The following is a 19,583-nucleotide window of genomic DNA, read 5'->3' as shown; positions in this document are numbered from 1 at the left end:
GGAGCACTCCTGTGAATATCGAAGCGTTGCAGTCCAGTTGGCAGCAGGTCGACGCGATCGGCCCGCAGGCCGTCGAGTACTTCTACGACCACCTCTTCGCCGCGCACCCCGAGGTGCGGGGCATGTTCGCCGAGGATCTGGGACCGCAGCGGGAGCGCTTCCTGTCGGGTCTGGCCCGGATCGTCACCAATGTGCAGACCCTCGCCGACGACCCGTCCTTCGTGCAGCAGCTGGGCGCGCACCACGCCCGCCTCGGCGTCGTCGCCGAGCACTATCCGGTGGCGGGCGCCTCGCTGCTCGCCACCCTCGAGCACTTCCTGGGTGACGGCTGGACGCCGGAACTCGCGCAGACCTGGACCGCGGCCTACGGCGCGGTGGCGGATCTGATGCTGTCGGCCGACATCTCCGTCGCCTGAGTCGTGCTCGTGGGAAGCCGGTCCCGGATGTCGGGACCGGCTTCTGCTCTCTCCGGCCGGAAGTAAATCGACCAACCGGCCCGTATAGATATACGAGTTCGGAAACCCGCAGTTCACAGCTTTGATGGCGGTTGCCTACCAGGCGGTAAAACACCTCGGAACCAAGCCCATTAAGCTGACGCCCGTAAATCCGGATCCCTTCCTCAGGAGTACCCCACCGTGAGCCAAGCAGGCCGCCCTGTTGTTCTGATCGCCGACAAGCTCGCCCAGTCGACCGTCGACGCGCTGGGCTCCGGCGTCGAGGTTCGCTGGGTCGACGGCCCCAACCGCGCCGAGCTGCTCGCGGCCGTGCCGGAAGCCGATGCGCTGCTGGTGCGTTCGGCCACCACCGTCGACGCCGAGGTGCTCGAGGCCGGCAAGAACCTCAAGATCGTCGCCCGCGCCGGCGTCGGCCTCGACAATGTCGATGTGCCCGCGGCCACCGAGCGCGGTGTCATGGTCGTCAACGCCCCGACCTCCAACATCCACACCGCCGCCGAGCACGCCGTCACCCTGCTGCTCTCGGCCGCGCGTCAGATCCCGGCCGCCGACGCCACCCTGCGCGAGCACACCTGGCAGCGCAGCAAGTTCAACGGTGTCGAGATCTTCGGCAAGACCGTCGGCGTCATCGGCCTGGGCCGCATCGGCCAGCTGTTCGCGCAGCGCCTCGCCGCCTTCGAGACCAAGGTCATCGCGTACGACCCCTACACCTCGCCGGCCCGCGCCGCCCAGCTGGGCATCGAGCTGCTGACCTTGGACGAGGTGCTCGAGCGCGCCGACTTCATCTCCATTCACCTGCCCAAGACTCCTGAGACCAAGGGCATGCTGAACAAGGAGACGCTGGCCAAGACCAAGAAGGGCGTCATCATCGTCAACGCCGCCCGTGGCGGTCTGATCGACGAGCAGGCCCTGGCCGACGCCATCACCTCCGGCCACGTGCGCGGCGCCGGTATCGACGTGTTCGAGACCGAGCCGTCCACCGACAGCCCGCTTTTCGAGCTGCCGCAGGTCGTCGTCACCCCGCACCTCGGCGCTTCGACCGCCGAAGCCCAGGACCGCGCGGGCACCGATGTGGCCAAGTCGGTGCAGCTGGCTCTCGCGGGCGAGTTCGTGCCCGGCGCGGTGAACGTCACCGGTGGCTCGGTCACCGAAGAGGTCGCCCCGTGGCTGGAGATCGTCCGCAAGCAGGGCGCCCTGCTTGGTGCGCTCGCCGACGAGCTGCCGGTCTCGCTCGAGGTCCAGGTGCGCGGCGAGCTGACCGCCAATGATGTTGCGGTACTGGAGCTCTCGGCCCTGCGCGGCGTCTTCTCGGCCCTGATCGAGGACTCGGTCACCTTCGTCAACGCCCCGTCGCTGGCCAAGGACCGCGGCCTGGAGGCCACCGTCACCACCATCTCGGAGAGCCCGACTCACCGCAGCCTGGTCGACCTGCGCGCCGTGTTCGGCGACGGCCGCACCCTGAACGTGGCCGGCACCCTCACCGAGCCGCACCAGGTCCAGAAGATCGTCAACATCAACGGCCGCAACTACGACATGCGCGCCGAGGGCCTCAACCTGGCCGTCGTCAACTACGAGGACAAGCCCGGCCAGCTCGGCCGCCTGGCCACCAAGCTCGGCGACGCCGGCATCGACATCCAGGCCGCCCAGATGACCCAGGACCTGGACAAGGAGGGTGCCACCGTCATCCTCCGCGTCAACAAGGACGTCCCCGCCGACGTCCAGACCGCCATCACCGAGGCCGTCGGCGCCGCGAAGGTCGCCCAGGTCGACCTGAGCTGACGCACACCGTCTGAAACACTGTGCCCCTGCCGTCGAAAACGGCAGGGGCACAGTGCTGTTCAGGGTCGGTGTGATTCGGGGATCAGCGGTCGCGGCGGTCGGAGCGGGCGTCGATGATGTCCTTGGCCTCGACGAGGCTCGCCGTCGGGTTCTGCTCGCGGTACGCCTTGATGGCGTGAATCTTCTTGCCGCGCTGCAGGAGTTCGTCGATCTCGGCGTAGTCGATGGTGCCGGCCGGATCGTGGATGCCCAGGTGCTCGATGATGAGATCGATCTTGCGTTCCAGGCGAACGAGTTTGCGCTCGAGTCGGAGATTATCGAACATCTGCCGAACCCTACCCGGCGCGTTCAGTCCGGTGTCGGCGCGCCGAAGCGGATCAACCCGTTGCGGGTGTAGCCGAGCACGGTGCAGGTCAGGTGGTCACCGATGCGGGGCCAAACGCCCGGACGGCAGGGCCCGGACCGTTCGTGCAGGAGATCGCACTCGATGGTGCCGGACCGGCCCGAGGCGGTGCGGACCGAAACCCAATGGGCTCCATGTCCGGTGACGACACAGTGGACGGTCGAGTGGAGCGGGTACGACGCGTGCATGACTCGATTTTCGCGCCCGAATCGGGTGAAGCGGGCGGGTTTCTCGCGGATTATTGGTGAATGCGTGGAAAGACGCCGCCCACCGAGCCGCTCACCGGGCGGGAGCGGCGCCATCTGGTGATCGGTACCGCCCTGGTCGCCGTGCTGATCGTGGCCGGGGCGGTGGCGTGGGCGCTCTTCGATCATCGGCCCGACTACAGCCGCTCCGAGAACGGCTGTGTCGCAGTGCTTTCCGCCGGGTCGATGGGTGGGCAGCAACAGCGGGCCTGCGGCGAGCAGGCCCAGCAGTGGTGCCACACGGTGTCCGCGCAGCAGGACGCTTTGTCGCTCAAGGTGCAACAGGAGTGCCGGCGAGCGGGAATTCAGCCCTGAACCCTCGATCCGTCCCACTGGTTGGGAGCGATTCGCCCTGGTGAAAGGGGTTGTGAGGCTACCCGCTATGGTGGCCGATGGAGTCTCCTGCCAGCGCGGAGCGGATCACGAAACGGAGCATGGATTTCATGAAACTGGCTGTCATTCCGGGCGACGGTATCGGTCCCGAGGTCATCGCCGAGGCCCTCAAGGTGCTCGACACGGTGGTGCCCGGTGTCGAGAAGACCGAATACGACCTGGGAGCCAAGCGGTTCCATGCCACCGGCGAGATCCTCCCGGACAACGTGATCCCGGAGCTCAAGCAGCACGACGCCATCCTGCTGGGCGCCATCGGCGACCCGTCGGTACAGTCCGGCCTGCTCGAGCGCGGCCTGCTGCTGCGCACCCGCTTCGAGCTGGATCACCACGTGAACCTGCGCCCCTCCAAGCTGTACCCGGGTGTCACCAGCCCGCTGGCCGCCAACCCGGACATCGACTTCGTGGTCGTGCGTGAGGGCACCGAGGGCCCCTACACCGGCACCGGCGGCGCGATCCGCGTGAACACCCCGCACGAGGTGGCCACCGAGGTCTCCACCAACACCCGCTTCGGCGTCGAGCGCGTGGTCCGCTACGCCTACGAGACCGCTCGCAAGCGCCGCAAGCACCTGACCCTGGTGCACAAGAACAACGTGCTCGCGTTCGCCGGTTCGCTGTGGTCGCGCACGGTCGCCGAGGTCGGCGCGGAGTACCCGGACATCGAAACCGCCTACCAGCACATCGATGCCGCCACCATCCACATGGTCACCGACCCGGGCCGCTTCGACGTGATCGTCACCGACAACCTGTTCGGCGACATCATCACCGACCTGGCCGCCGCCGTCTCCGGTGGTATCGGCCTGGCCGCCTCCGGCAATATCGACGCCTCCGGCACCAACCCGTCCATGTTCGAGCCGGTCCACGGTTCGGCCCCGGACATCGCGGGCCAGTCGAAGGCCGACCCGACCGCCGCGATTCTGTCGGTGGCGTTGCTGCTCAACCATCTCGGTAAGGCCGAGGAGGCCGCGCGCATCGAGACCGCCGTCGCCAAGGATCTGGAGTCGCGCTCGGGTGCGGCCTCGACCGTCGCGATCGGCGACCGGATCGCCGCCTCGCTGTAGGACATAACGGTCAAGCCCCCGTTCCCGCTGCTGCGGGGACGGGGGCTTGTTCGTGTCCGTGGCCGAATATCGACGGCGACAAGGTGATTCACTGGTTCGTACCAGTGCCCGCTTGATCGAAATCCGACCGAGTCACACCCTTCGCCCGTTCCCTAACCGTGACCGAAATGCCATCCTGAGAGCGGGTTTCGTGAAACCTGCTGGGGCAGTGAGGCATATCGCATCATTGCATTCGGATGCGAAAACGTAACGGGCGCAGCTCTTCCTGATTTGCCGAAGATCAGCAGTTCAGCGGGAACCGGTGGGCACCAACGGGACTGAACCCCTCGGCACCAGCGGCACCGCCGCCAGTGCGATCAGCGCGGCCAGCGCATAGGTGATCGGGAAACCGGACGCCGTGATCAGCGCGCCGAAGGCCGGCGCGATCGCGGCCGCGGCCAGATTCTGCCCCGTGTTCTGGATGCCCAATCCACGCCCGGACCAGTACGGACCCGCGATCTCGGCCACCGCGGTGAAGGCCAGGCCATTGTCGGCCACCGTGATCGCGGAGGCCGCCACCAGAATCGGGATGGCTGCCCACCACCAGTGCGCCCACGCCGATACGGCCAAGGCGGCCATGGAGATAACGGCCATCACCGCCACCGTGCGCAGCGGCCGCAACCGGCTGCCGACCCGATCCGACCAGATACCCGCGCCGATTCGCCCTGCCGCGCCCACGATTTGGGTGCCCGTGACCAGCGCACCCGCTGCCGCCAGCGACATTCCGACATCGCGGTGCAGCCACAGCAGACCGAACGTCCAGATGGTGGCCTGGGGGATGACCAGCAGAATCGATACCCCGTGAATGCGCCACAGCGTCGAATCGCCGCGATAGGGATTCATGGGACGTCCTGCGCCACCGGCGGATTCGGGCCGCGGCGGATCCACAATCCCGACCAAGCAGCTGATCGCGGCCAGACCCGCCATCACCGCGGGCACCAGCACGGCCATCGAGAAGCCGTGCGCCGCAGCGACGGCGGGAATCGTCACGGCCCCGACGGCCACACCCAGCGGTTGTGCGGTCTGCCGGATGCCCATGGCCAGTCCGCGCTGATCCTTGGGGAACCAGCCCACGATGACCCGTCCGCTGGCCCCGTTGGTGCTGCCGCCGCCCGCCCCGGCCAGGAACAGCAATGCCCCCAGCGCAACGTAGTTCGTGACGCAGGCCGCCGCGATGCCCGTCACGAACATGATCGCGGGACCGGCCACCAGGGCCGTGCGCTCGCCCACCTGATCGACGATCCAGCCCCACGCGATCAGCGTGCAGCACAGCCCGATCAGCGGCATCGCCACCAGCAGACCGGCCGTGGCCAGCGACATTCCGCGCTGGGTCAGTGACGGCAGCAGGAAGGGGGCGCCGTTAGTCATGACCGCGGTGGAGGTCTGCGCGAAGACGCCGAGGGCCAGCATGCTCCACCGTCGCGTCGCACCTATCCGTGTCACGGTGGTCATGACCCTCACCTCGCGTCTCACTATGTGGAACCAACGTCTTACTCTTTGAACATCGGACCCTACGGTACACCTGGGGCGCAAGACGATTTCCGGGACGAGCTGTCAGTTTGCTCACACCCGGCTACCGATCTTGATAGACGGGTGGCGAAAAGTGAGTTGCCTTGCGTATAAGCGCTTTCCACAATGGGATCGGGACGATGCGGGCCGGAATGCCACCCGGTCCGCCGCCCCGCCCGAGCCGCCGCCACACCACCACCCCGCTGCCCGGTCCTGCCCCGCGGTCGGGCGCGTTCGGGCAGGTCGAAGCCGGTCGATAGGATGCCAACCATGCGCCTAGGTCGAGTTGCCAGCCCAGATGGAGTCGCTTTCGTCAGTATCGAAGGAGACGATTCGTCAGCCGTCGCCCGTGAAATCGCCGAACACCCGTTCGGCACCCCGACCTTCACCGGTCGCAGCTGGCCGCTGGCCGACGTCCGCCTGCTCGCCCCGATCCTGGCCAGCAAGGTGATCTGCATCGGCAAGAACTACGCCGCGCACGCCGAGGAAATGGGCGGCCCGGCCCCGGCCGACCCGGTCATCTTCATGAAGCCGAGCACCTCGATCCAGAGCCCCAACGCGCCGATCATCCTGCCGCCCAGCTCTTCTCAGGTGGACTACGAGGGCGAGCTGGCGATCGTGATCGGCCGCCCCTGCAAGGACGTGCCCGCCGCCCGCGCCAACGAGGTCATCCTGGGCTACACCGTCGCCAACGACGTCACCGCCCGCGATCAGCAGCGCCACGACGGCCAGTGGACCCGCGCCAAGGGCTACGACACCTTCTGCCCGCTCGGCCCGTGGATCGAGACCTCGCTGGACCCTTCGGATCTGGAGATCGTCACCGAGGTCGACGGCCAGGTGAAGCAGCGCAGTCGCACTTCACTTCTGCTGCACGATATTCCGAAGCTGATCGAATGGGTCACCACCGTAATGACCTTGCTCCCCGGCGATGTCATCCTCACCGGCACGCCGGAGGGCGTGGGTCCGCTGCAGGCCGGTCAGACCGTGTCGGTCACCGTGTCCGGTATCGGCACCCTGTCCAATCCCGTTGCCGCCAAACGCTGAACGAGAGAGAGCCATGACCGACGTCCGGGTACGTTTCTGCCCGTCTCCCACGGGCACACCGCATGTGGGACTGGTCCGCACCGCCCTGTTCAACTGGGCCTTCGCGCGCCACCACGGCGGCACCTTCGTCTTCCGCATCGAAGACACCGACGCCGCACGCGATTCCGAGGAGTCCTACGCGGCCATCCTCGACGCCCTGCGCTGGCTCGGCCTCACCTGGGACGAGGGCCCGGAGGTCGGCGGCCCCTACGAGCCATACCGGCAGTCGCAGCGGCGTGACATTCATCTCGATGTGGTGCAGCGCCTGCTGGCGGCGGGGGAGGCCTACGAATCCTTCTCCACGCCTGAGGAAGTCGAGGCCCGTCACAAGGCCGCCGGCCGGGATCCCAAGCTGGGCTACGACAACTTCGACCGCGACCTGACACCCGAGCAGATCTCCGCCTACAAGGCCGAGGGCCGCAACGCGGTGATCCGCCTGCGCATGCCCGCCCACGACCTCACCTGGCGCGACCTGGTGCGCGGTGAGACCACCTTCCGGGCGGGCGTGGTCCCCGATTTCGCACTCACCCGCGGTAATGGTGATCCGCTTTATACGCTGGTCAACCCGGTCGACGACGCGATGATGAAGATCACCCACGTTTTGCGTGGCGAGGATTTGCTGTCATCGACTCCGCGCCAGCTGGCGCTCTACGAGTCGCTGATCCGAATCGGCGTCGCGGACTTCACGCCGGAGTTCGGGCACCTGCCGTTCGTGATGGGTCAGGGCAACAAGAAGTTGTCCAAGCGCGATCCGGAGTCGAATCTCTTCCATCACCGGGATCGGGGCTTCATTCCGGAGGGTTTGCTGAATTATCTGGCGCTGCTCGGCTGGGGCATCGCGGATGATCATGACGTCTTCTCCATGGCGGAGATGGTCGAAGCCTTTGATATCTCGAAAGTGAATTCGAATCCGGCGCGATTCGATCAGAAGAAGGCGGATGCGCTCAACGGCGAACATATTCGTCTGTTGGAGCCCGGTGATTTTGCTCACCGGCTGCGCGAGTACCTCACACAACACGGACATATCGGCGCCGAGATCGACGAGAAGATGTTCGAAACTGTGGCCGATCTCGTGCAGACCCGGATCAAGGTGCTCAGCGAAGCCTGGGATCTGGTGAAGTTCCTGTTCATCAAGCCTGAAGAGTTCGCTATCGACCCCGCGTCGAAGGCGAAGAATCTCAAGGAAGATGCCGCCCCGGTGCTGCAGGCGACGATAAAAGCCCTCGAAGGCGTTTCGGAATGGAACTCGGCCGCACTCGAGGAGGTGCTCAAGGCGGCGCTTGTCGACGACCTGGGTCTCAAGCCCAACAAGGCGTTCGCGCCTGCGCGCGTCGCGGTGAGTGGTTCCCACATCAGCCCGCCGCTCTACCAGTCGATGGAACTGCTGGGTCGCGAGCTCACCATGGAACGGCTCCGCGCAGCCGCTGCCGAGCTCTCCTGAAGTAGCTGAAAAGGTGCACAAACCGGCCCCTGACCAGCCGGTTTGTGTATCTACGGTAGGTTGCTGCTAATCTTCTTCTCGGCCGGAAAGCGGTCAGGAACTTCCCCCGGGGAGAACCTGAAAGCCCAGGTCAATGGGGTATGGTGTAATTGGCAACACAGCTGATTCTGGTTCAGCCATTCTAGGTTCGAGTCCTGGTACCCCAGCTGCGAGAGCTTCGGCTCTCGATTCGAGAAGCTCCGGTGGTGCAAACCATCGGAATCTCAACTCCTGGTCCCGTCGTCTAGCGGCCTAGGACGCCGCCCTCTCAAGGCGGTAGCGCGGGTTCAAATCCCGTCGGGACTACAAGGTGAAGGCCCCCAGCCAATCGGTTGGGGGCCTTCACTTTTTTGCGGTGTGCGGCTTTCTCGGTTCAACTAGTGGAACTGGCGCAAAGTGCGCTGCGGTACTAGTCCAGCGGCTGAGCTGTGGTGCCGCCCTTGGGCATCGCGGGCAATCCGAGTTTCCGGTGATCCCAACTGCGGACGCGTTCGGGCACCACCCGCACGGCCACGCGCTTGTGCAGCATCTGGTCCACGAACGGTTTCATCTCTTCGCTGTACGGCCCGGTGTAGCGCTCCCACACGCTGATTCCCACTTTGAACAGGGCCTCGGCATCCTCGATGACCTCGGCGCGGCCCTCCAGGGAAATTCCGCGCAGTTGGTCGTAGGTGTCGCCGGCCTCGAGCATCACGGTGATGCGCGGATCACGGCGCAGATTCACCGTCTTCTGGGCCTTGGCCTTGGTCTCGAACCAGATCTCGCCATCGATCACCGCGTACCACATGGCGACCAGGTGGGGCGCGCCCGTGGCGCCCAGCGTGGCCATGGTGGCGATGCGGCTGCGCTCGATGAATTCGGTGATCTCAGCATCTGACATCACGATCTGCGCGCGTTGATTAACTCCCATGGGCCGACTGTAATTTACGGCGTATGAGCCCGGTCACAGTGCCCGTCGGGCAGCAAAAAGCCCCAGGACCGCTGGGCGGCCGCTGGGGCTGTCGTGACGGTTGAGGCCACCCCGGGGGTTACCCGAGGGCGGCAAAGTCCGTCAGCGTGGCTTGTGGACCTCAGAGGCGCTTGTGGAGGGCGTCGGCGGCGGCGACCAGGTCGGCGGCCCAGCGCGCGCCCGGGCGGCGGCCCATGCGGTCGATGGGTCCGGAGACCGAGACGGCCGCGATCACGCCGCCCGCCGCGTCGCGGACGGGTGCGGACACGCTGGCCACCCCGGCCGCCCGCTCGGCCGCGCTCTGCGCCCAGCCGCGGCGGCGGACCTCGGCGAGTGCGCGCTCGCCGAAGACCGCCTCGGGTAGGACGGTCCGCTGCAGATCCGGATCGGCCCAGGCCAGTAGCACTTTCGCGGCCGAGCCGGCGGTCAGCGGCAGGCGGGCTCCGATGGGCACGGTGTCGCGCAGACCCGCGGCGGGTTCCATGGCGGCCACGCAGACGCGGGCATTGCCGTCGCGGCGGTAGAGCTGGACGCTCTCGCCGGTGATCTCGCGCAGGCGCGGCAGGATGGTGGAAGCGGCGTCCAGCAGGGGGTCGCTGGCGGTTGTCGCGAGTTCCGACAGGGCCGGGCCCGGCCGCCACAAACCCTGGCTGTCGCGCGACAGCATGCGATGCGTCTCCAGGCCCACGGCCAGGCGGTGTGCGGTGGCTCGGGGCAGGCCGGTGCGGGCGCAGAGCTCGTTGAGGCCGCAGGGTTGCTCGGCTACGGCGTGCAGGACTGCCATGGCTTTGTCCAGAACTCCGATACCGCTATGCTGTCTCATAGAACGATATTAGCGTCTCGCATGTTGGGAAATGCAAATTGACTGCATGGCTGACCGGCCACCCCAGCTCGGACGCGAGCCCTGCGTCACCAGCCCGGGCGCGGGATTGTCTATCGAGAGGTGATGGAGCTATGGCCGACCGGCCACGCACTCTGGCGGAGAAGGTCTGGGATCAGCATGTCGTCGTTCGCGGCGGTGGCGAGGGCGAGCATCGCGAGCCCGATCTCATCTACATCGACCTGCACCTGGTGCACGAGGTCACCAGCCCGCAGGCGTTCGACGGCCTGCGCGCCGCCGGCCGTCCCGTGCGCCGTCCGGATCTCACCATCGCCACCGAGGACCACAACGTCCCGACGATCGATATCGACAAGCCGATCGCGGATCCGGTGTCGCGCACCCAGGTCGAGACGCTGCGTAAGAACTGTCAGGAATTCGGTGTCCGCCTGCACCGCATGGGCGATCTCGATCAGGGCATCGTGCACGTGGTCGGCCCGCAGCTGGGTCTGACCCAGCCGGGAACCACGGTGGTGTGCGGTGATTCGCACACCTCCACCCACGGCGCGTTCGGTGCGCTGGCCATGGGCATCGGCACCTCGGAAGTGGAACACGTGCTGGCGACGCAGACTTTGTCGTTGCGTCCCTTCAAGACCATGGCCATCAATATCGATGGCGAGCTGCCCGAGGGTGTCACCTCCAAGGATGTGATCCTGGCGGTCATCGCGCAGATCGGTACCGGCGGCGGTCAGGGTTATGTCCTCGAATACCGCGGTGCGGCCGTGCGCTCCATGTCCATGGAGGCCCGGATGACCATGTGCAACATGTCGATCGAGGCCGGTGCCCGGGCGGGCATGGTGGCCCCCGACGAGGTCACCTACGAGTTCCTGAAGGGCCGTCCGCACGCCCCGGAGGGCGCGGAGTGGGATGCGGCCGTCGCCGCCTGGGACGCCCTGAAGACCGATGAGGGTGCGGTTTTCGACGCCGAGGTGCACATCGACGCCTCCACGCTGACCCCCTTCGTCACCTGGGGCACCAACCCGGGACAGGGCCTGCCGCTGGGCGCCTCGGTGCCGGACCCGGAGCAGATCTTCGACGAGAACGAGCGCGCGGCCGCCGAGAAGGCGCTGCAGTACATGGATCTGACGCCGGGCACTCCGCTGCGTGAGGTGACCGTGGACACGGTTTTCGTGGGCTCCTGCACCAACGGCCGGATCGAGGATCTGCGCGCGGTGGCCGATGTTTTGAAGGGTCGGCACGTCGCGGACGGTGTACGCATGCTGATCGTGCCGGGCTCGATGCGGGTGCGGCTGCAGGCCGAGAACGAGGGTCTGGGCGAGATTTTCACCGCCGCGGGCGCGGAATGGCGTCAGGCGGGCTGCTCGATGTGCCTGGGTATGAACCCGGATCAGCTTTCCCCCGGTCAGCGTTGTGCCTCGACTTCCAACCGGAACTTCGAAGGGCGACAGGGCAAGGGCGGCCGTACGCACCTGGTCTCGCCGCTGGTCGCGGCGGCCACCGCGGTGCGCGGAACCCTGTCCTCACCTGCCGATCTGAACTGATCGCTCGCCCGCGGCGGCCCAGATGCGGCCGCCCCCACCGACTCAGGAGAATCAACGATGGAAGCCTTCAAGGTCCACAAGGGGATCGGGGTTCCGTTCCGCCGATCCAATGTCGATACCGACCAGATCATCCCGGCGGTCTATCTGAAGCGCGTTACCCGAACGGGTTTCGAGGATGGTCTGTTCGCGTCGTGGCGAACGGATCCGAACTTCATTCTGAACACCGAGCCCTACAAGAGCGGTAGTGTGCTGGTCGCCGGTCCGGATTTCGGGACCGGATCCTCACGTGAGCACGCCGTTTGGGCGCTCAAGGACTACGGCTTCCGGGTGGTGATCTCGTCCCGCTTCGCCGACATCTTCCGTGGAAACGCCGGTAAGGACGGTCTTCTGACCGCTCGGATGGCGCAGAGCGATGTGGAATTGCTCTGGAAGTTGCTCGAGGAACAGCCGGGTTTGGAATTGGCGGTGGACCTCGAGACGCGAACCGTGTCGGCCGGAACGGTCGTGTTGCCGTTCGATATTGACGACTACACCCGGTGGCGGCTGCTCGAAGGGCTGGACGACATCGGCCTCACTCTGCGGCACAGCGACGAGATCGGTCAGTTCGAAAACGCAAGGCCGACTTGGAAACCCGCTACCATTCCGGCCCGTATTTCGCAGACGTAATCATTGATGGGCGTTAGCTGAACACCCTGAAACCAGGTAGCTGAGCGTGTGCCATGCGTCATGTATTTCCGCGTGGCACATAGACTCTTGCCCGCAAAGGGTTTACCGTGGTACCTAGTCGGTCCGACGACGGGCCATTAGTCTGCGGAGGATTCAATGAACAAGGCGGAACTGATCGATGTTCTGACCGAGAAGTTGGGTACTGACAGGCGCACCGCTACTGCTGCAGTCGAGCAGATGGTCGACACGATCGTGCGTGCTGTGAACAAAGGTCAGAGCGTCACCATCACGGGTTTCGGTGTCTTCGAACAGCGGAAGCGTGCCGCCCGGGTTGCTCGTAACCCGCGCACCGGCGAAACCGTCAAGGTGAAGCCGACTTCGGTGCCTGCCTTCCGTCCCGGCGCTCAGTTCAAGGCGATCATCGCCGGCAAGCAGAAGATCGCTTCGAGCGGCCCGGCCGTGAAGCGTGGTGTGGCTGCCCCGGTTTCGGGTAAGGCGGGTGCGAAGAAGACCACCGCCAAGAAGACGGCGAAGAAGGCCGCTACCAAGGCGCCGGCGAAGACCACCGCCAAGAAGGCTGCTTCGAAGGCTCCCGCCAAGAAGGCCACCGCCAAGAAGACGGTCGCCAAGAAGACGGTCGCCAAGAAGACCCCGGCGAAGGCCACTGCGGCCAAGAAGACCACGGTCGCCAAGAAGGCTCCGGCCAAGGCCGCTGCCACCAAGGCCACCGCGAAGAAGACGGCCAAGAAGGCTCCCGCCAAGAAGACCGCTGCCAAGCGCACCGCTCGTCGGTAAGCAGGCCACAACCCGTCTCTGACGGGGGTTTTCGAAGCAGGACGACATGTGAGACGGCCCGGCATCGCCGGGCCGTTTCGCATTTCTGGGGGCAATAGTCTTACGCGACGGGTGTATTCGGCCGCTCACGGGCCGGTACGGGGGTGTTCCAAGGGTTCTCGGGTCAGCCTTGGGGGAGATCCGTCGGGGTCAGGTGGCGGTCGAGGTGGTCGGCGGCGACCAGGCGGCCCTGATGGAACGACAGCACCCAGACACTGCCCTTGCGGTTGCGAGCCGGGGGCAGGGCGATGCCGTCGGTGGCGGCCCAGTTCTCCAGCAGGTCGGGAATCACCTTGCCCTGACTGGAGATCACCCGCACGACGTCGGCGGAGACCAGGTCGCGGGCACGTTTCAGGGCGGCGTCGGGCGCTGCCGCATAACCGGATTCGGAGAACAGCGGCTCCAGTTCCACGTCCACGCCCAGGTTCTCGGCCAACGGGGTCACGGTTTGGACACAGCGGGCCGCTGGGGCGGAGACGATTTCGGCCGCCCCGAAGGCGAGCAGATTCGGCACCAGGGCGCGAGCCTGTGCGCGACCGGCCTTTTCGAGGGGGCGGGCGTCGTCGTCGGCGCCGTTGTAGCGGTCGTGACGGCCCGCTTTGGCGTGCCGCACCAGAAGAAGGGTGGCGGTGTCGGCGGGCTGGCGCAGGAAATTACGGACGATGGTGCGGTCCATCGGATACGACAGGGCGTCCATGACGGTGTCGAGCCGACGCCACTCCAGCACATCGACTTCCAGATTGGCCTCGAACTCCCCGTCGACGACCCGGGCGGCCCAGTAGTCCACTCGCTTGAGTTTGCGATGTCCGGTCACCGGATACGTCACGTGGCCGAGATAACGGCCGAGGCGCGAATTCAGGCCCGTTTCCTCGGCGACCTCGCGCACGGTCGTGATCACCGGTGTCTCACCGGGATCCAGCTTGCCCTTGGGCAGTGACCAGTCGTCGTACTTGGGCCGGTGCACGAGCGCGATTTCGAGTGCGTCCGAACCGGTGTCGGAGCCGGTTCCCCCTGCGGGACGCCACAACACGGCCCCTGCCGCGAGAATGTTGGCTTTGACCGGGGGGTCGGCGTATTCGGCGGCGGGGTCGGTGGTGGCTGGGCTCACGGGCGGTCCGGACGCCGCAGTCGCATGAGGTACTCCTGATGGTCGCGAATCTGCTCGCCGGGGATATCGGGATCGGGCTGGGCCTGCCAGCTGCCGTCGGGGCGCAGCACCCAGCAGCGGGTGGCGGGATCCATGGCGGAGTCGAACATGCCGCCCAGTTGCTTGGACAGGCGCGGATCCTTGACCTGCGCCAGCACTTCCACACGCCGATCGAGGTTGCGGTGCATCATGTCGGCCGAGCCGATCCAGTACTGATCCTGCGCCTGGAAGTGCAGCACTCGCGAATGTTCCAGGTAGCGGCCGAGAATCGAGCGCACCTCGATGTTCTCGCTCATGCCCGGCACGCCGGGGCGCAGGCCGCAGATGCCGCGCACCACGATCTCCACCGGCACGCCCGCCTGCGACGCGCGGTAGAGCGCGTCGATGACCTGTTCGTCGACGATGGCGTTGGCCTTCAGCCGGATTCGCGCCGCCTCGCCCTGCGCGGCGAGTTCCATCTCGCGCTCGATGCGCTCGATGATCCCGGCGCGCACGCCGATCGGGGCGACGAGCAGGTTGCGGTAGTTGGCCTTTCGCGAATACCCGGTCAGCGAGTTGAACAGGTCGGTGAGGTCCGCGCCGATCTCCGGTGCGGCCGTGAGCAATCCGACATCCTCGTAGAGGCGCGCGGTCTTGGGGTTGTAATTGCCGGTGCCGATGTGGCAGTAGCGACGGATGGTGGCACCCTCGCGCCGCACCACCAGGCAGGTCTTGCAGTGCGTCTTCAGGCCGACGAGGCCGTAGACGACGTGCACGCCCGCCTGTTCCAGTGCGCGAGCCCATTTGATGTTGGCCTGCTCGTCGAAGCGGGCCTTGATCTCGACCAGTGCGACGACCTGCTTGCCCGCCTCGGCGGCGTCGATGAGCGCATTGACGATGGGCGAGTCGCCCGAGGTGCGGTACAGGGTCTGCTTGATGGCCAGCACCTGCGGGTCGGCGGCGGCCTGCTCGATGAAGCGCTGCACGCTGGTGGAGAAGGAGTCGTAGGGGTGGTGCACCAGCACGTCGCCCTCGCGCAGGGCGGCGAAAACGTTTCGGGGCGTTTCGCGTTCGCCGAAGGCGGGCGGGGTGGCCGGGACGTAGGGGGCGTCCTTGAGGTTGGGGCGGTCGACGCCGTAGACCTGCCACAGGCACGACAGGTCGAGCAGGCCGGGCACCTGGATGACGTCGGCGGGGTCCACATCCAGTTCGCGCAGCAGCAGATCGAGCATGTGCTCGGTCATATCGTCGGAGACTTCCAGGCGCACCGGGGAGCCGAAGCGACGGCGGGCGAGTTCGCGTTCCAGGGCCTGCAGCAGGTCCTCGTCGCGGTCCTCCTCGACCTCCAGGTCGGCGTTGCGGGTGATGCGGAACGAATGCTGTTCCACCACTTCCATTCCCGGGAACAGCTGATCGAGGTGGGCGGCGATCAGTTCTTCCATGGGCAGGAAGGCGGCCACCGGCGAGCCGGGCGCGACACGGCGGACGCGCACGAAGCGATCCACGTTGTCGGGCACCTTGACTCGCGCGAAGTGCTCACCACCGGTGACCGAATCCTTCACCGTCACGGCGAGATTGAGACTCAGGCCGCTGATGTAGGGGAACGGGTGGGCCGGGTCGACGGCCAGGGGGGTCAGCACCGGGAAGACCTGATCCTGGAAATACCCGGACAGGCGCTGCTTTTCGGTGTCCTCGAGTTCGTTCCAGCGGATGATCGCGATGCCCTCGTCGGTCAGCGCGGGCAGGATCTGGTCGAGGAAGACATTGGCGTGCCGCTCGGCGATCTCCTGGGTGCGGACCTGGATCATCTCGAGCTGCTCGGTGGGGGAGAGGCCGTCGGCGGAGCGCACCGACAGTCCGGTCTCGGCGCGGCGCTTCAACCCGGCGACGCGGACCATGTAGAACTCATCCAGATTCGAGGCGAAAATGGCGAGGAATTTGGCCCGTTCGAGCAGGGGCTGGGAATGGTCCTCGGCGAGTGCCAGGACGCGGGCGTTGAAATCGAGCCAACTCAGTTCCCGGTTCACGTACCGGTCGGCCGGAAGCGGGGTGGCGGCGGTGGGCGGAGGGGTTGCCGCGGGCGGTGCCGCCGGTAGTAGCGGCGGTTGCTTGACGGTATCCGTATCGCTCACTCTCACGATCATTCCTTATGTCGCGGGTGGGGTGCCGAACTGACACCGTCCATTGCAGCGCAGATCACGCCGCGTCAGCACAGTGTCGACCCGGCTCGGCGTAGATCTTCTGTTGGTCGACACGCCAGCGACACGCCGAATTCACGGAGCAGCGCAGCGGTGGCCTTCCCGACGCCGAGCGCGGCGGCGCGCTCGAGATCCGCGGCGGTGTCGACGTCCTGCCGCAGTCCGGGCCAGTCGCCCAGCAATTCCACCGCGCCGTCGGCAATGTGACGGCGCGCGGAGTCCGGACCGAAGAGCGGGTTGAGCGCGGTGGCCTCGTCGCGCACCAGCAGGGCGACGGTGCCGCTGCCCTCGTGATCGGCGACCACCGAGCGGCGATGCCCGGTACTGGAGAGCATGTCGCAGAGTTCCGTCGGATGCAGTGCGGGCAGATCCGCTTGCAGGGCAAGCAGATCGACCGGGCCGTACCGGTGCCGGATCGCCGCCGCGCCCGCCGCCAGCGCGGCATTGAGGCCACTGGTGTGCGCCGGGACGATATCGGGTTCCGGATGGACCGCCGCTCCCAGCCCGCGCACCAGTTCGGAGACGGTCGGATCCGGCGTCACCACGGTCACCGACGCGATACCCCGCGTCTCGACCGCCGCCGTCACGGTGTCGGTCAGCATGGCCAGCACCAGCCGCGGCCGATGCTCCGCATCCAGCCGAGGCGACAATCTGCTTTTGGCGAGTCCGAGACTCTTCACCGCGATGACCGCGTGCACGGACGGACGCATGCCCGAATCCTCCCACTCGTAAGTGACGCGCGCGTGAGCGGCGTCGAATTTTCCGCTGTGGCCACACACGGCATGGCTCCCAGCATGCGCGCATATATTGATCCAATGGCTAGGGCAGCGGTGTTGGGAGCAGGGTCGTGGGGGACCGCGTTCGCGAAGGTGTTGGCGGAGGCGGGGACCGAGACCACGATGTGGGCGCGGCGGCCGGAGGTCGCGAAAGTGATAGCGGCCGAACATCGTAATCCTTGGTATCTGCCCAATGTCGAACTGCCGGCGATGGCCGCGACCGATGATCCGGCGGTCGCGTTGGACGGTGCCGACATCGTGGTGCTGGCCGTCCCCTCGCAGTCGCTGCGCACCAATCTCGCGGCCTGGAAGGACCTGATCCCCGCCGATGCCACGCTGCTGAGCCTGGCCAAGGGCATCGAGACCGGGACGCTGCTGCGCATGAGTCAGGTCATCGGTGAGGTCAGTGGCGCGGACGCGAGCCGGATCGCGGTGCTGTCGGGGCCGAACCTGTCGCACGAGATCGCCGCGGGACAGCCCGCCGCGACCGTCATCGCCTGCCCGGATGTGGCGCGCGCGGAAGCGGTTCAGCAGGCCAGCGCCACCGGTTACTTCCGGCCGTACACCAATTCCGATGTGATCGGTTGCGAGATCGGCGGGGCCTGCAAGAACGTCATCGCGCTCGCCTGCGGCATTGCCTCGGGAATGGGATTGGGCGACAACTCGATTGCCACCCTCATCACGCGTGGGCTGGCCGAGATCATCCGGCTCGGCGTCGCGGTGGGCGCGGAACCGGTCACCTTCGCAGGCCTGGCGGGCGTCGGCGACTTGGTGGCCACCTGTACCTCGCCGCTGTCGCGCAATCGCTCCTTCGGGCATGCGCTGGGCGCGGGCGGGTCCATGGAGACCGCCCTCGAAGCGACTCATGGCCAGGTCGTGGAGGGTGTGAAGTCCTGCACATCGGTGCGGGCGCTGGCCGCCGCGCACGGCGTGGAAATGCCGCTGACCAATGCCGTGCACCAGGTCTGCCACGAGGGCATGTCGGCCGCCGAGGCGGTCGGGCAACTGCAGGGCCGCCGGTTGAAATCGGAGTGACCGCGTAACACTGCCGCCATATTCGACCAGGTACGGTTCCGGGCATGACCAACAGGACCAGGGTGGCGGTGGTGTTCGGCGGCCGCAGCAATGAGCACGGGGTGTCGTGTGTTTCGGCACGCACCGTGCTGGCGAGCCTCGATCCCGAACGGTACGAGGCGGTTCCGATCGGGATCACGCGCGAGGGCACCTGGGTGCTCGGCGACGCGGACCCGCGGGCGCTGACCGCCTCGGACCGCGCGCTACCCACGGTCGACGAATCCGGTACCGCGCTGGCCCTGACCGCCGACCCGTCGCGTGCCGGCGCGCTGGTGCCGCTGGACGGCAAGACCGCGGTGCTGGGCACCGTCGACGTGGTGTTCCCGGTGCTGCACGGCGCGTTCGGTGAGGACGGCACGCTGCAGGGTCTGCTGGAGTTGGCCGAACTGCCCTACGTCGGTCCGGGCGTGCTGGCCAGCGCGGCCGGCATGGACAAGGAATTCACCAAGAAACTCCTTGCCGCCGAAGGACTTCCGATCGGTGTGCAGGTGGTGCTGCGGCCCGGTGTGGCCACCGTCGCCGACGCCGACCGGGAGCGTCTCGGGCTGCCGGTGTTCGTGAAGCCCGCGCGCGGCGGATCCTCCATCGGCATCACCAAGGTGGACCGCTGGGCCGACCTGGATGCCGCGATTGCCGTTGCGCGCGAACATGATCCGAAGGTGATCGTGGAGGCGGGCATCGTCGGACGCGAAGTCGAGTGTGGCGTACTGGAATTCCCGGACGGCCGGGTGGAAGCCAGTGTGGTGGCCGAGATTCGAATGCCCGAGGACGACACCGAGGCCCCCGACTTCTACGACTTCGACACCAAGTACCTCGACGACGTCTGCGAGTTCGATGTTCCGGCGAAGCTGGACGACGATGTGTCGCAGGAGATTCGGGAGCTTGCGGTGCGGGCGTTCCGGGCGCTGGACTGCCAGGGGCTGGCGCGCGTGGACTTCTTCGTGACCGCCGACGGGCCGGTCATCAACGAGATCAACACCATGCCAGGATTCACTTCCATCTCCATGTACCCGCGCATGTGGGAAGCCACCGGCATCGACAACCGGACGCTGGTGAGCACGCTCATCGAGACCGCGCGGGCGCGCGGCACCGGGCTGCGCTGAATCTCCCCTTCGGGCAGGGCTGATATCCGACTTC

The 19,583-nt window shown here is 66.7% G+C and carries 19 protein-coding genes and 2 tRNA genes; 13 read left to right on the top strand and 8 right to left on the bottom strand.

The genetic code is table 11. The features are described 5' to 3' along the window. Nucleotides 1–11 precede the first annotated feature (11 nt). A complete protein-coding gene (locus ACFXHA_RS37175) occupies nucleotides 12–416 on the top strand; it encodes a globin domain-containing protein (RefSeq protein ID WP_379364652.1) in 405 nt (134 codons plus the stop codon). A gap of 219 nt (nucleotides 417–635) precedes the next feature. Beyond that, entirely contained in the window at nucleotides 636–2,234 is a 1,599-nt protein-coding gene (gene serA / locus ACFXHA_RS37170; protein WP_379364650.1) for a phosphoglycerate dehydrogenase, read from the top strand. An 82-nt stretch (nucleotides 2,235–2,316) separates the two neighbouring features. Here serA and ACFXHA_RS37165 read toward each other — a convergent pair whose 3' ends face one another. Together ACFXHA_RS37165 and ACFXHA_RS37160 are read right to left on the bottom strand one after the other, a co-directional pair. Further along, the gene (locus tag ACFXHA_RS37165) at nucleotides 2,317–2,559 is read right to left on the bottom strand and encodes a hypothetical protein (protein ID WP_379364648.1); all 243 of its coding nucleotides are present in this window, start codon (nucleotides 2,557–2,559) and stop codon (nucleotides 2,317–2,319) included. Nucleotides 2,560–2,582: 23 nt separating this feature from the next. Next, entirely contained in the window at nucleotides 2,583–2,825 is a 243-nt protein-coding gene (locus ACFXHA_RS37160; RefSeq protein WP_379364646.1) for a hypothetical protein, read from the bottom strand. A gap of 60 nt (nucleotides 2,826–2,885) precedes the next feature. Between ACFXHA_RS37160 and ACFXHA_RS37155 the strand changes: the two genes are divergently transcribed. Both ACFXHA_RS37155 and ACFXHA_RS37150 read left to right on the top strand, forming a co-directional pair. Then, entirely contained in the window at nucleotides 2,886–3,197 is a 312-nt protein-coding gene (locus ACFXHA_RS37155; RefSeq protein ID WP_379364644.1) for a hypothetical protein, read from the top strand. 128 nt (nucleotides 3,198–3,325) lie between these two features. Beyond that, nucleotides 3,326–4,333 carry a 3-isopropylmalate dehydrogenase gene (locus ACFXHA_RS37150; RefSeq protein ID WP_379364642.1) on the top strand — a complete coding sequence of 336 codons (1,008 nt, stop codon included), beginning with the start codon at nucleotides 3,326–3,328 and terminating at the stop codon, nucleotides 4,331–4,333. A gap of 288 nt (nucleotides 4,334–4,621) precedes the next feature. Here the strand turns inward: ACFXHA_RS37150 and ACFXHA_RS37145 are convergent, their stop codons facing one another. Then, nucleotides 4,622–5,824, bottom strand: coding sequence for an MFS transporter (locus ACFXHA_RS37145; RefSeq protein ID WP_379364640.1), 1,203 nt, complete (start codon nucleotides 5,822–5,824; stop codon nucleotides 4,622–4,624). A gap of 327 nt (nucleotides 5,825–6,151) precedes the next feature. On the opposite strand from ACFXHA_RS37145, the gene ACFXHA_RS37140 reads away from it, so the two are divergent. From ACFXHA_RS37140 to ACFXHA_RS37125, 4 genes are all read left to right on the top strand, one after another. Then, nucleotides 6,152–6,925 (top strand): fumarylacetoacetate hydrolase family protein, encoded by a 774-nt coding sequence (locus tag ACFXHA_RS37140; RefSeq protein ID WP_379364638.1) that lies wholly within the window; start codon nucleotides 6,152–6,154, stop codon nucleotides 6,923–6,925. A 13-nt stretch (nucleotides 6,926–6,938) separates the two neighbouring features. Further along, nucleotides 6,939–8,405, top strand: a complete 1,467-nt coding sequence (gene gltX / locus ACFXHA_RS37135) for a glutamate--tRNA ligase (RefSeq protein WP_379364636.1) — start codon at nucleotides 6,939–6,941, stop codon at nucleotides 8,403–8,405. 134 nt (nucleotides 8,406–8,539) lie between these two features. Next, nucleotides 8,540–8,611: transfer RNA gene (locus ACFXHA_RS37130), tRNA-Gln, on the top strand. A 66-nt stretch (nucleotides 8,612–8,677) separates the two neighbouring features. After that, nucleotides 8,678–8,750, top strand: a tRNA-Glu gene (locus ACFXHA_RS37125). 103 nt (nucleotides 8,751–8,853) lie between these two features. On the opposite strand, the gene ACFXHA_RS37120 is transcribed toward ACFXHA_RS37125, so the two are convergent. Together ACFXHA_RS37120 and ACFXHA_RS37115 are read right to left on the bottom strand one after the other, a co-directional pair. Continuing rightward, entirely contained in the window at nucleotides 8,854–9,354 is a 501-nt protein-coding gene (locus ACFXHA_RS37120) for a pyridoxamine 5'-phosphate oxidase family protein (RefSeq protein ID WP_379364634.1), read from the bottom strand. Nucleotides 9,355–9,514: 160 nt separating this feature from the next. Next, entirely contained in the window at nucleotides 9,515–10,216 is a 702-nt protein-coding gene (locus tag ACFXHA_RS37115) for an IclR family transcriptional regulator (protein ID WP_379364632.1), read from the bottom strand. A gap of 131 nt (nucleotides 10,217–10,347) precedes the next feature. On the opposite strand from ACFXHA_RS37115, the gene leuC reads away from it, so the two are divergent. The 3 genes from leuC (at nucleotide 10,348) to ACFXHA_RS37100 (ending at nucleotide 13,233) form a co-directional block, all read left to right on the top strand. Next, complete coding sequence (gene leuC / locus ACFXHA_RS37110; RefSeq protein ID WP_379364630.1) at nucleotides 10,348–11,772, top strand: 3-isopropylmalate dehydratase large subunit; 1,425 nt, start codon at nucleotides 10,348–10,350, stop codon at nucleotides 11,770–11,772. Nucleotides 11,773–11,829: 57 nt separating this feature from the next. Next, nucleotides 11,830–12,438 (top strand): 3-isopropylmalate dehydratase small subunit, encoded by a 609-nt coding sequence (gene leuD, locus ACFXHA_RS37105; RefSeq protein WP_379364628.1) that lies wholly within the window; start codon nucleotides 11,830–11,832, stop codon nucleotides 12,436–12,438. A 156-nt stretch (nucleotides 12,439–12,594) separates the two neighbouring features. After that, the gene (locus ACFXHA_RS37100; RefSeq protein ID WP_379364626.1) at nucleotides 12,595–13,233 is read left to right on the top strand and encodes an HU family DNA-binding protein; all 639 of its coding nucleotides are present in this window, start codon (nucleotides 12,595–12,597) and stop codon (nucleotides 13,231–13,233) included. 163 nt (nucleotides 13,234–13,396) lie between these two features. On the opposite strand, the gene ACFXHA_RS37095 is transcribed toward ACFXHA_RS37100, so the two are convergent. The 3 genes from ACFXHA_RS37095 to cofC all read right to left on the bottom strand — a co-directional run bounded on the left by ACFXHA_RS37095 (nucleotide 13,397) and on the right by cofC (nucleotide 17,306). Then, complete coding sequence (locus tag ACFXHA_RS37095; RefSeq protein ID WP_379364624.1) at nucleotides 13,397–14,380, bottom strand: NUDIX domain-containing protein; 984 nt, start codon at nucleotides 14,378–14,380, stop codon at nucleotides 13,397–13,399. Then, nucleotides 14,377–16,542: an RNA degradosome polyphosphate kinase gene (locus tag ACFXHA_RS37090; protein ID WP_379364622.1), complete on the bottom strand. Its 2,166-nt coding sequence runs from the start codon at nucleotides 16,540–16,542 to the stop codon at nucleotides 14,377–14,379. The genes ACFXHA_RS37095 and ACFXHA_RS37090 overlap by 4 nt, the downstream gene beginning before the upstream one ends. 62 nt (nucleotides 16,543–16,604) lie before the next feature. Beyond that, the gene (cofC, locus tag ACFXHA_RS37085; RefSeq protein ID WP_379364620.1) at nucleotides 16,605–17,306 is read right to left on the bottom strand and encodes a 2-phospho-L-lactate guanylyltransferase; all 702 of its coding nucleotides are present in this window, start codon (nucleotides 17,304–17,306) and stop codon (nucleotides 16,605–16,607) included. Between the two features lie 105 nt (nucleotides 17,307–17,411). Between cofC and ACFXHA_RS37080 the strand changes: the two genes are divergently transcribed. Both ACFXHA_RS37080 and ACFXHA_RS37075 read left to right on the top strand, forming a co-directional pair. Beyond that, nucleotides 17,412–18,407 carry an NAD(P)H-dependent glycerol-3-phosphate dehydrogenase gene (locus tag ACFXHA_RS37080; RefSeq protein ID WP_379364618.1) on the top strand — a complete coding sequence of 332 codons (996 nt, stop codon included), beginning with the start codon at nucleotides 17,412–17,414 and terminating at the stop codon, nucleotides 18,405–18,407. A gap of 44 nt (nucleotides 18,408–18,451) precedes the next feature. Beyond that, on the top strand, nucleotides 18,452–19,549 hold the full coding sequence (locus ACFXHA_RS37075; protein ID WP_379364616.1) for a D-alanine--D-alanine ligase family protein: 1,098 nt from the start codon (nucleotides 18,452–18,454) through the stop codon (nucleotides 19,547–19,549). Nucleotides 19,550–19,583: the final 34 nt, after the last annotated feature.

The organism is Nocardia sp. NPDC059240 (genome assembly GCF_042753865.1).
In the GTDB taxonomy this organism is placed as follows: domain Bacteria; phylum Actinomycetota; class Actinomycetes; order Mycobacteriales; family Mycobacteriaceae; genus Nocardia.
This window is presented reverse-complemented; position numbering and strand designations above follow the sequence as displayed.

Bases quoted from the DNA above. Each gene is read 5' to 3' on its own strand.
- ACFXHA_RS37090 (WP_379364622.1), bottom strand. From the start codon at position 16,542: ATGATCGTGAGAGTGAGCGATACGGATACCGTCAAGCAACCGCCGCTA.
- ACFXHA_RS37100 (WP_379364626.1), top strand. From the start codon at position 12,595: ATGAACAAGGCGGAACTGATCGATGTTCTGACCGAGAAGTTGGGTACT.
- gltX (WP_379364636.1), top strand. From the start codon at position 6,939: ATGACCGACGTCCGGGTACGTTTCTGCCCGTCTCCCACGGGCACACCG.
- ACFXHA_RS37140 (WP_379364638.1), top strand. From the start codon at position 6,152: ATGCGCCTAGGTCGAGTTGCCAGCCCAGATGGAGTCGCTTTCGTCAGT.
- ACFXHA_RS37120 (WP_379364634.1), bottom strand. From the start codon at position 9,354: ATGGGAGTTAATCAACGCGCGCAGATCGTGATGTCAGATGCTGAGATC.
- ACFXHA_RS37150 (WP_379364642.1), top strand. From the start codon at position 3,326: ATGAAACTGGCTGTCATTCCGGGCGACGGTATCGGTCCCGAGGTCATC.
- ACFXHA_RS37165 (WP_379364648.1), bottom strand. From the start codon at position 2,559: ATGTTCGATAATCTCCGACTCGAGCGCAAACTCGTTCGCCTGGAACGC.
- ACFXHA_RS37160 (WP_379364646.1), bottom strand. From the start codon at position 2,825: ATGCACGCGTCGTACCCGCTCCACTCGACCGTCCACTGTGTCGTCACC.
- cofC (WP_379364620.1), bottom strand. From the start codon at position 17,306: ATGCGTCCGTCCGTGCACGCGGTCATCGCGGTGAAGAGTCTCGGACTC.
- ACFXHA_RS37145 (WP_379364640.1), bottom strand. From the start codon at position 5,824: ATGACCACCGTGACACGGATAGGTGCGACGCGACGGTGGAGCATGCTG.
- leuC (WP_379364630.1), top strand. From the start codon at position 10,348: ATGGCCGACCGGCCACGCACTCTGGCGGAGAAGGTCTGGGATCAGCAT.
- ACFXHA_RS37080 (WP_379364618.1), top strand. From the start codon at position 17,412: ATGGCTAGGGCAGCGGTGTTGGGAGCAGGGTCGTGGGGGACCGCGTTC.
- ACFXHA_RS37155 (WP_379364644.1), top strand. From the start codon at position 2,886: ATGCGTGGAAAGACGCCGCCCACCGAGCCGCTCACCGGGCGGGAGCGG.
- leuD (WP_379364628.1), top strand. From the start codon at position 11,830: ATGGAAGCCTTCAAGGTCCACAAGGGGATCGGGGTTCCGTTCCGCCGA.
- ACFXHA_RS37115 (WP_379364632.1), bottom strand. From the start codon at position 10,216: ATGAGACAGCATAGCGGTATCGGAGTTCTGGACAAAGCCATGGCAGTC.
- ACFXHA_RS37075 (WP_379364616.1), top strand. From the start codon at position 18,452: ATGACCAACAGGACCAGGGTGGCGGTGGTGTTCGGCGGCCGCAGCAAT.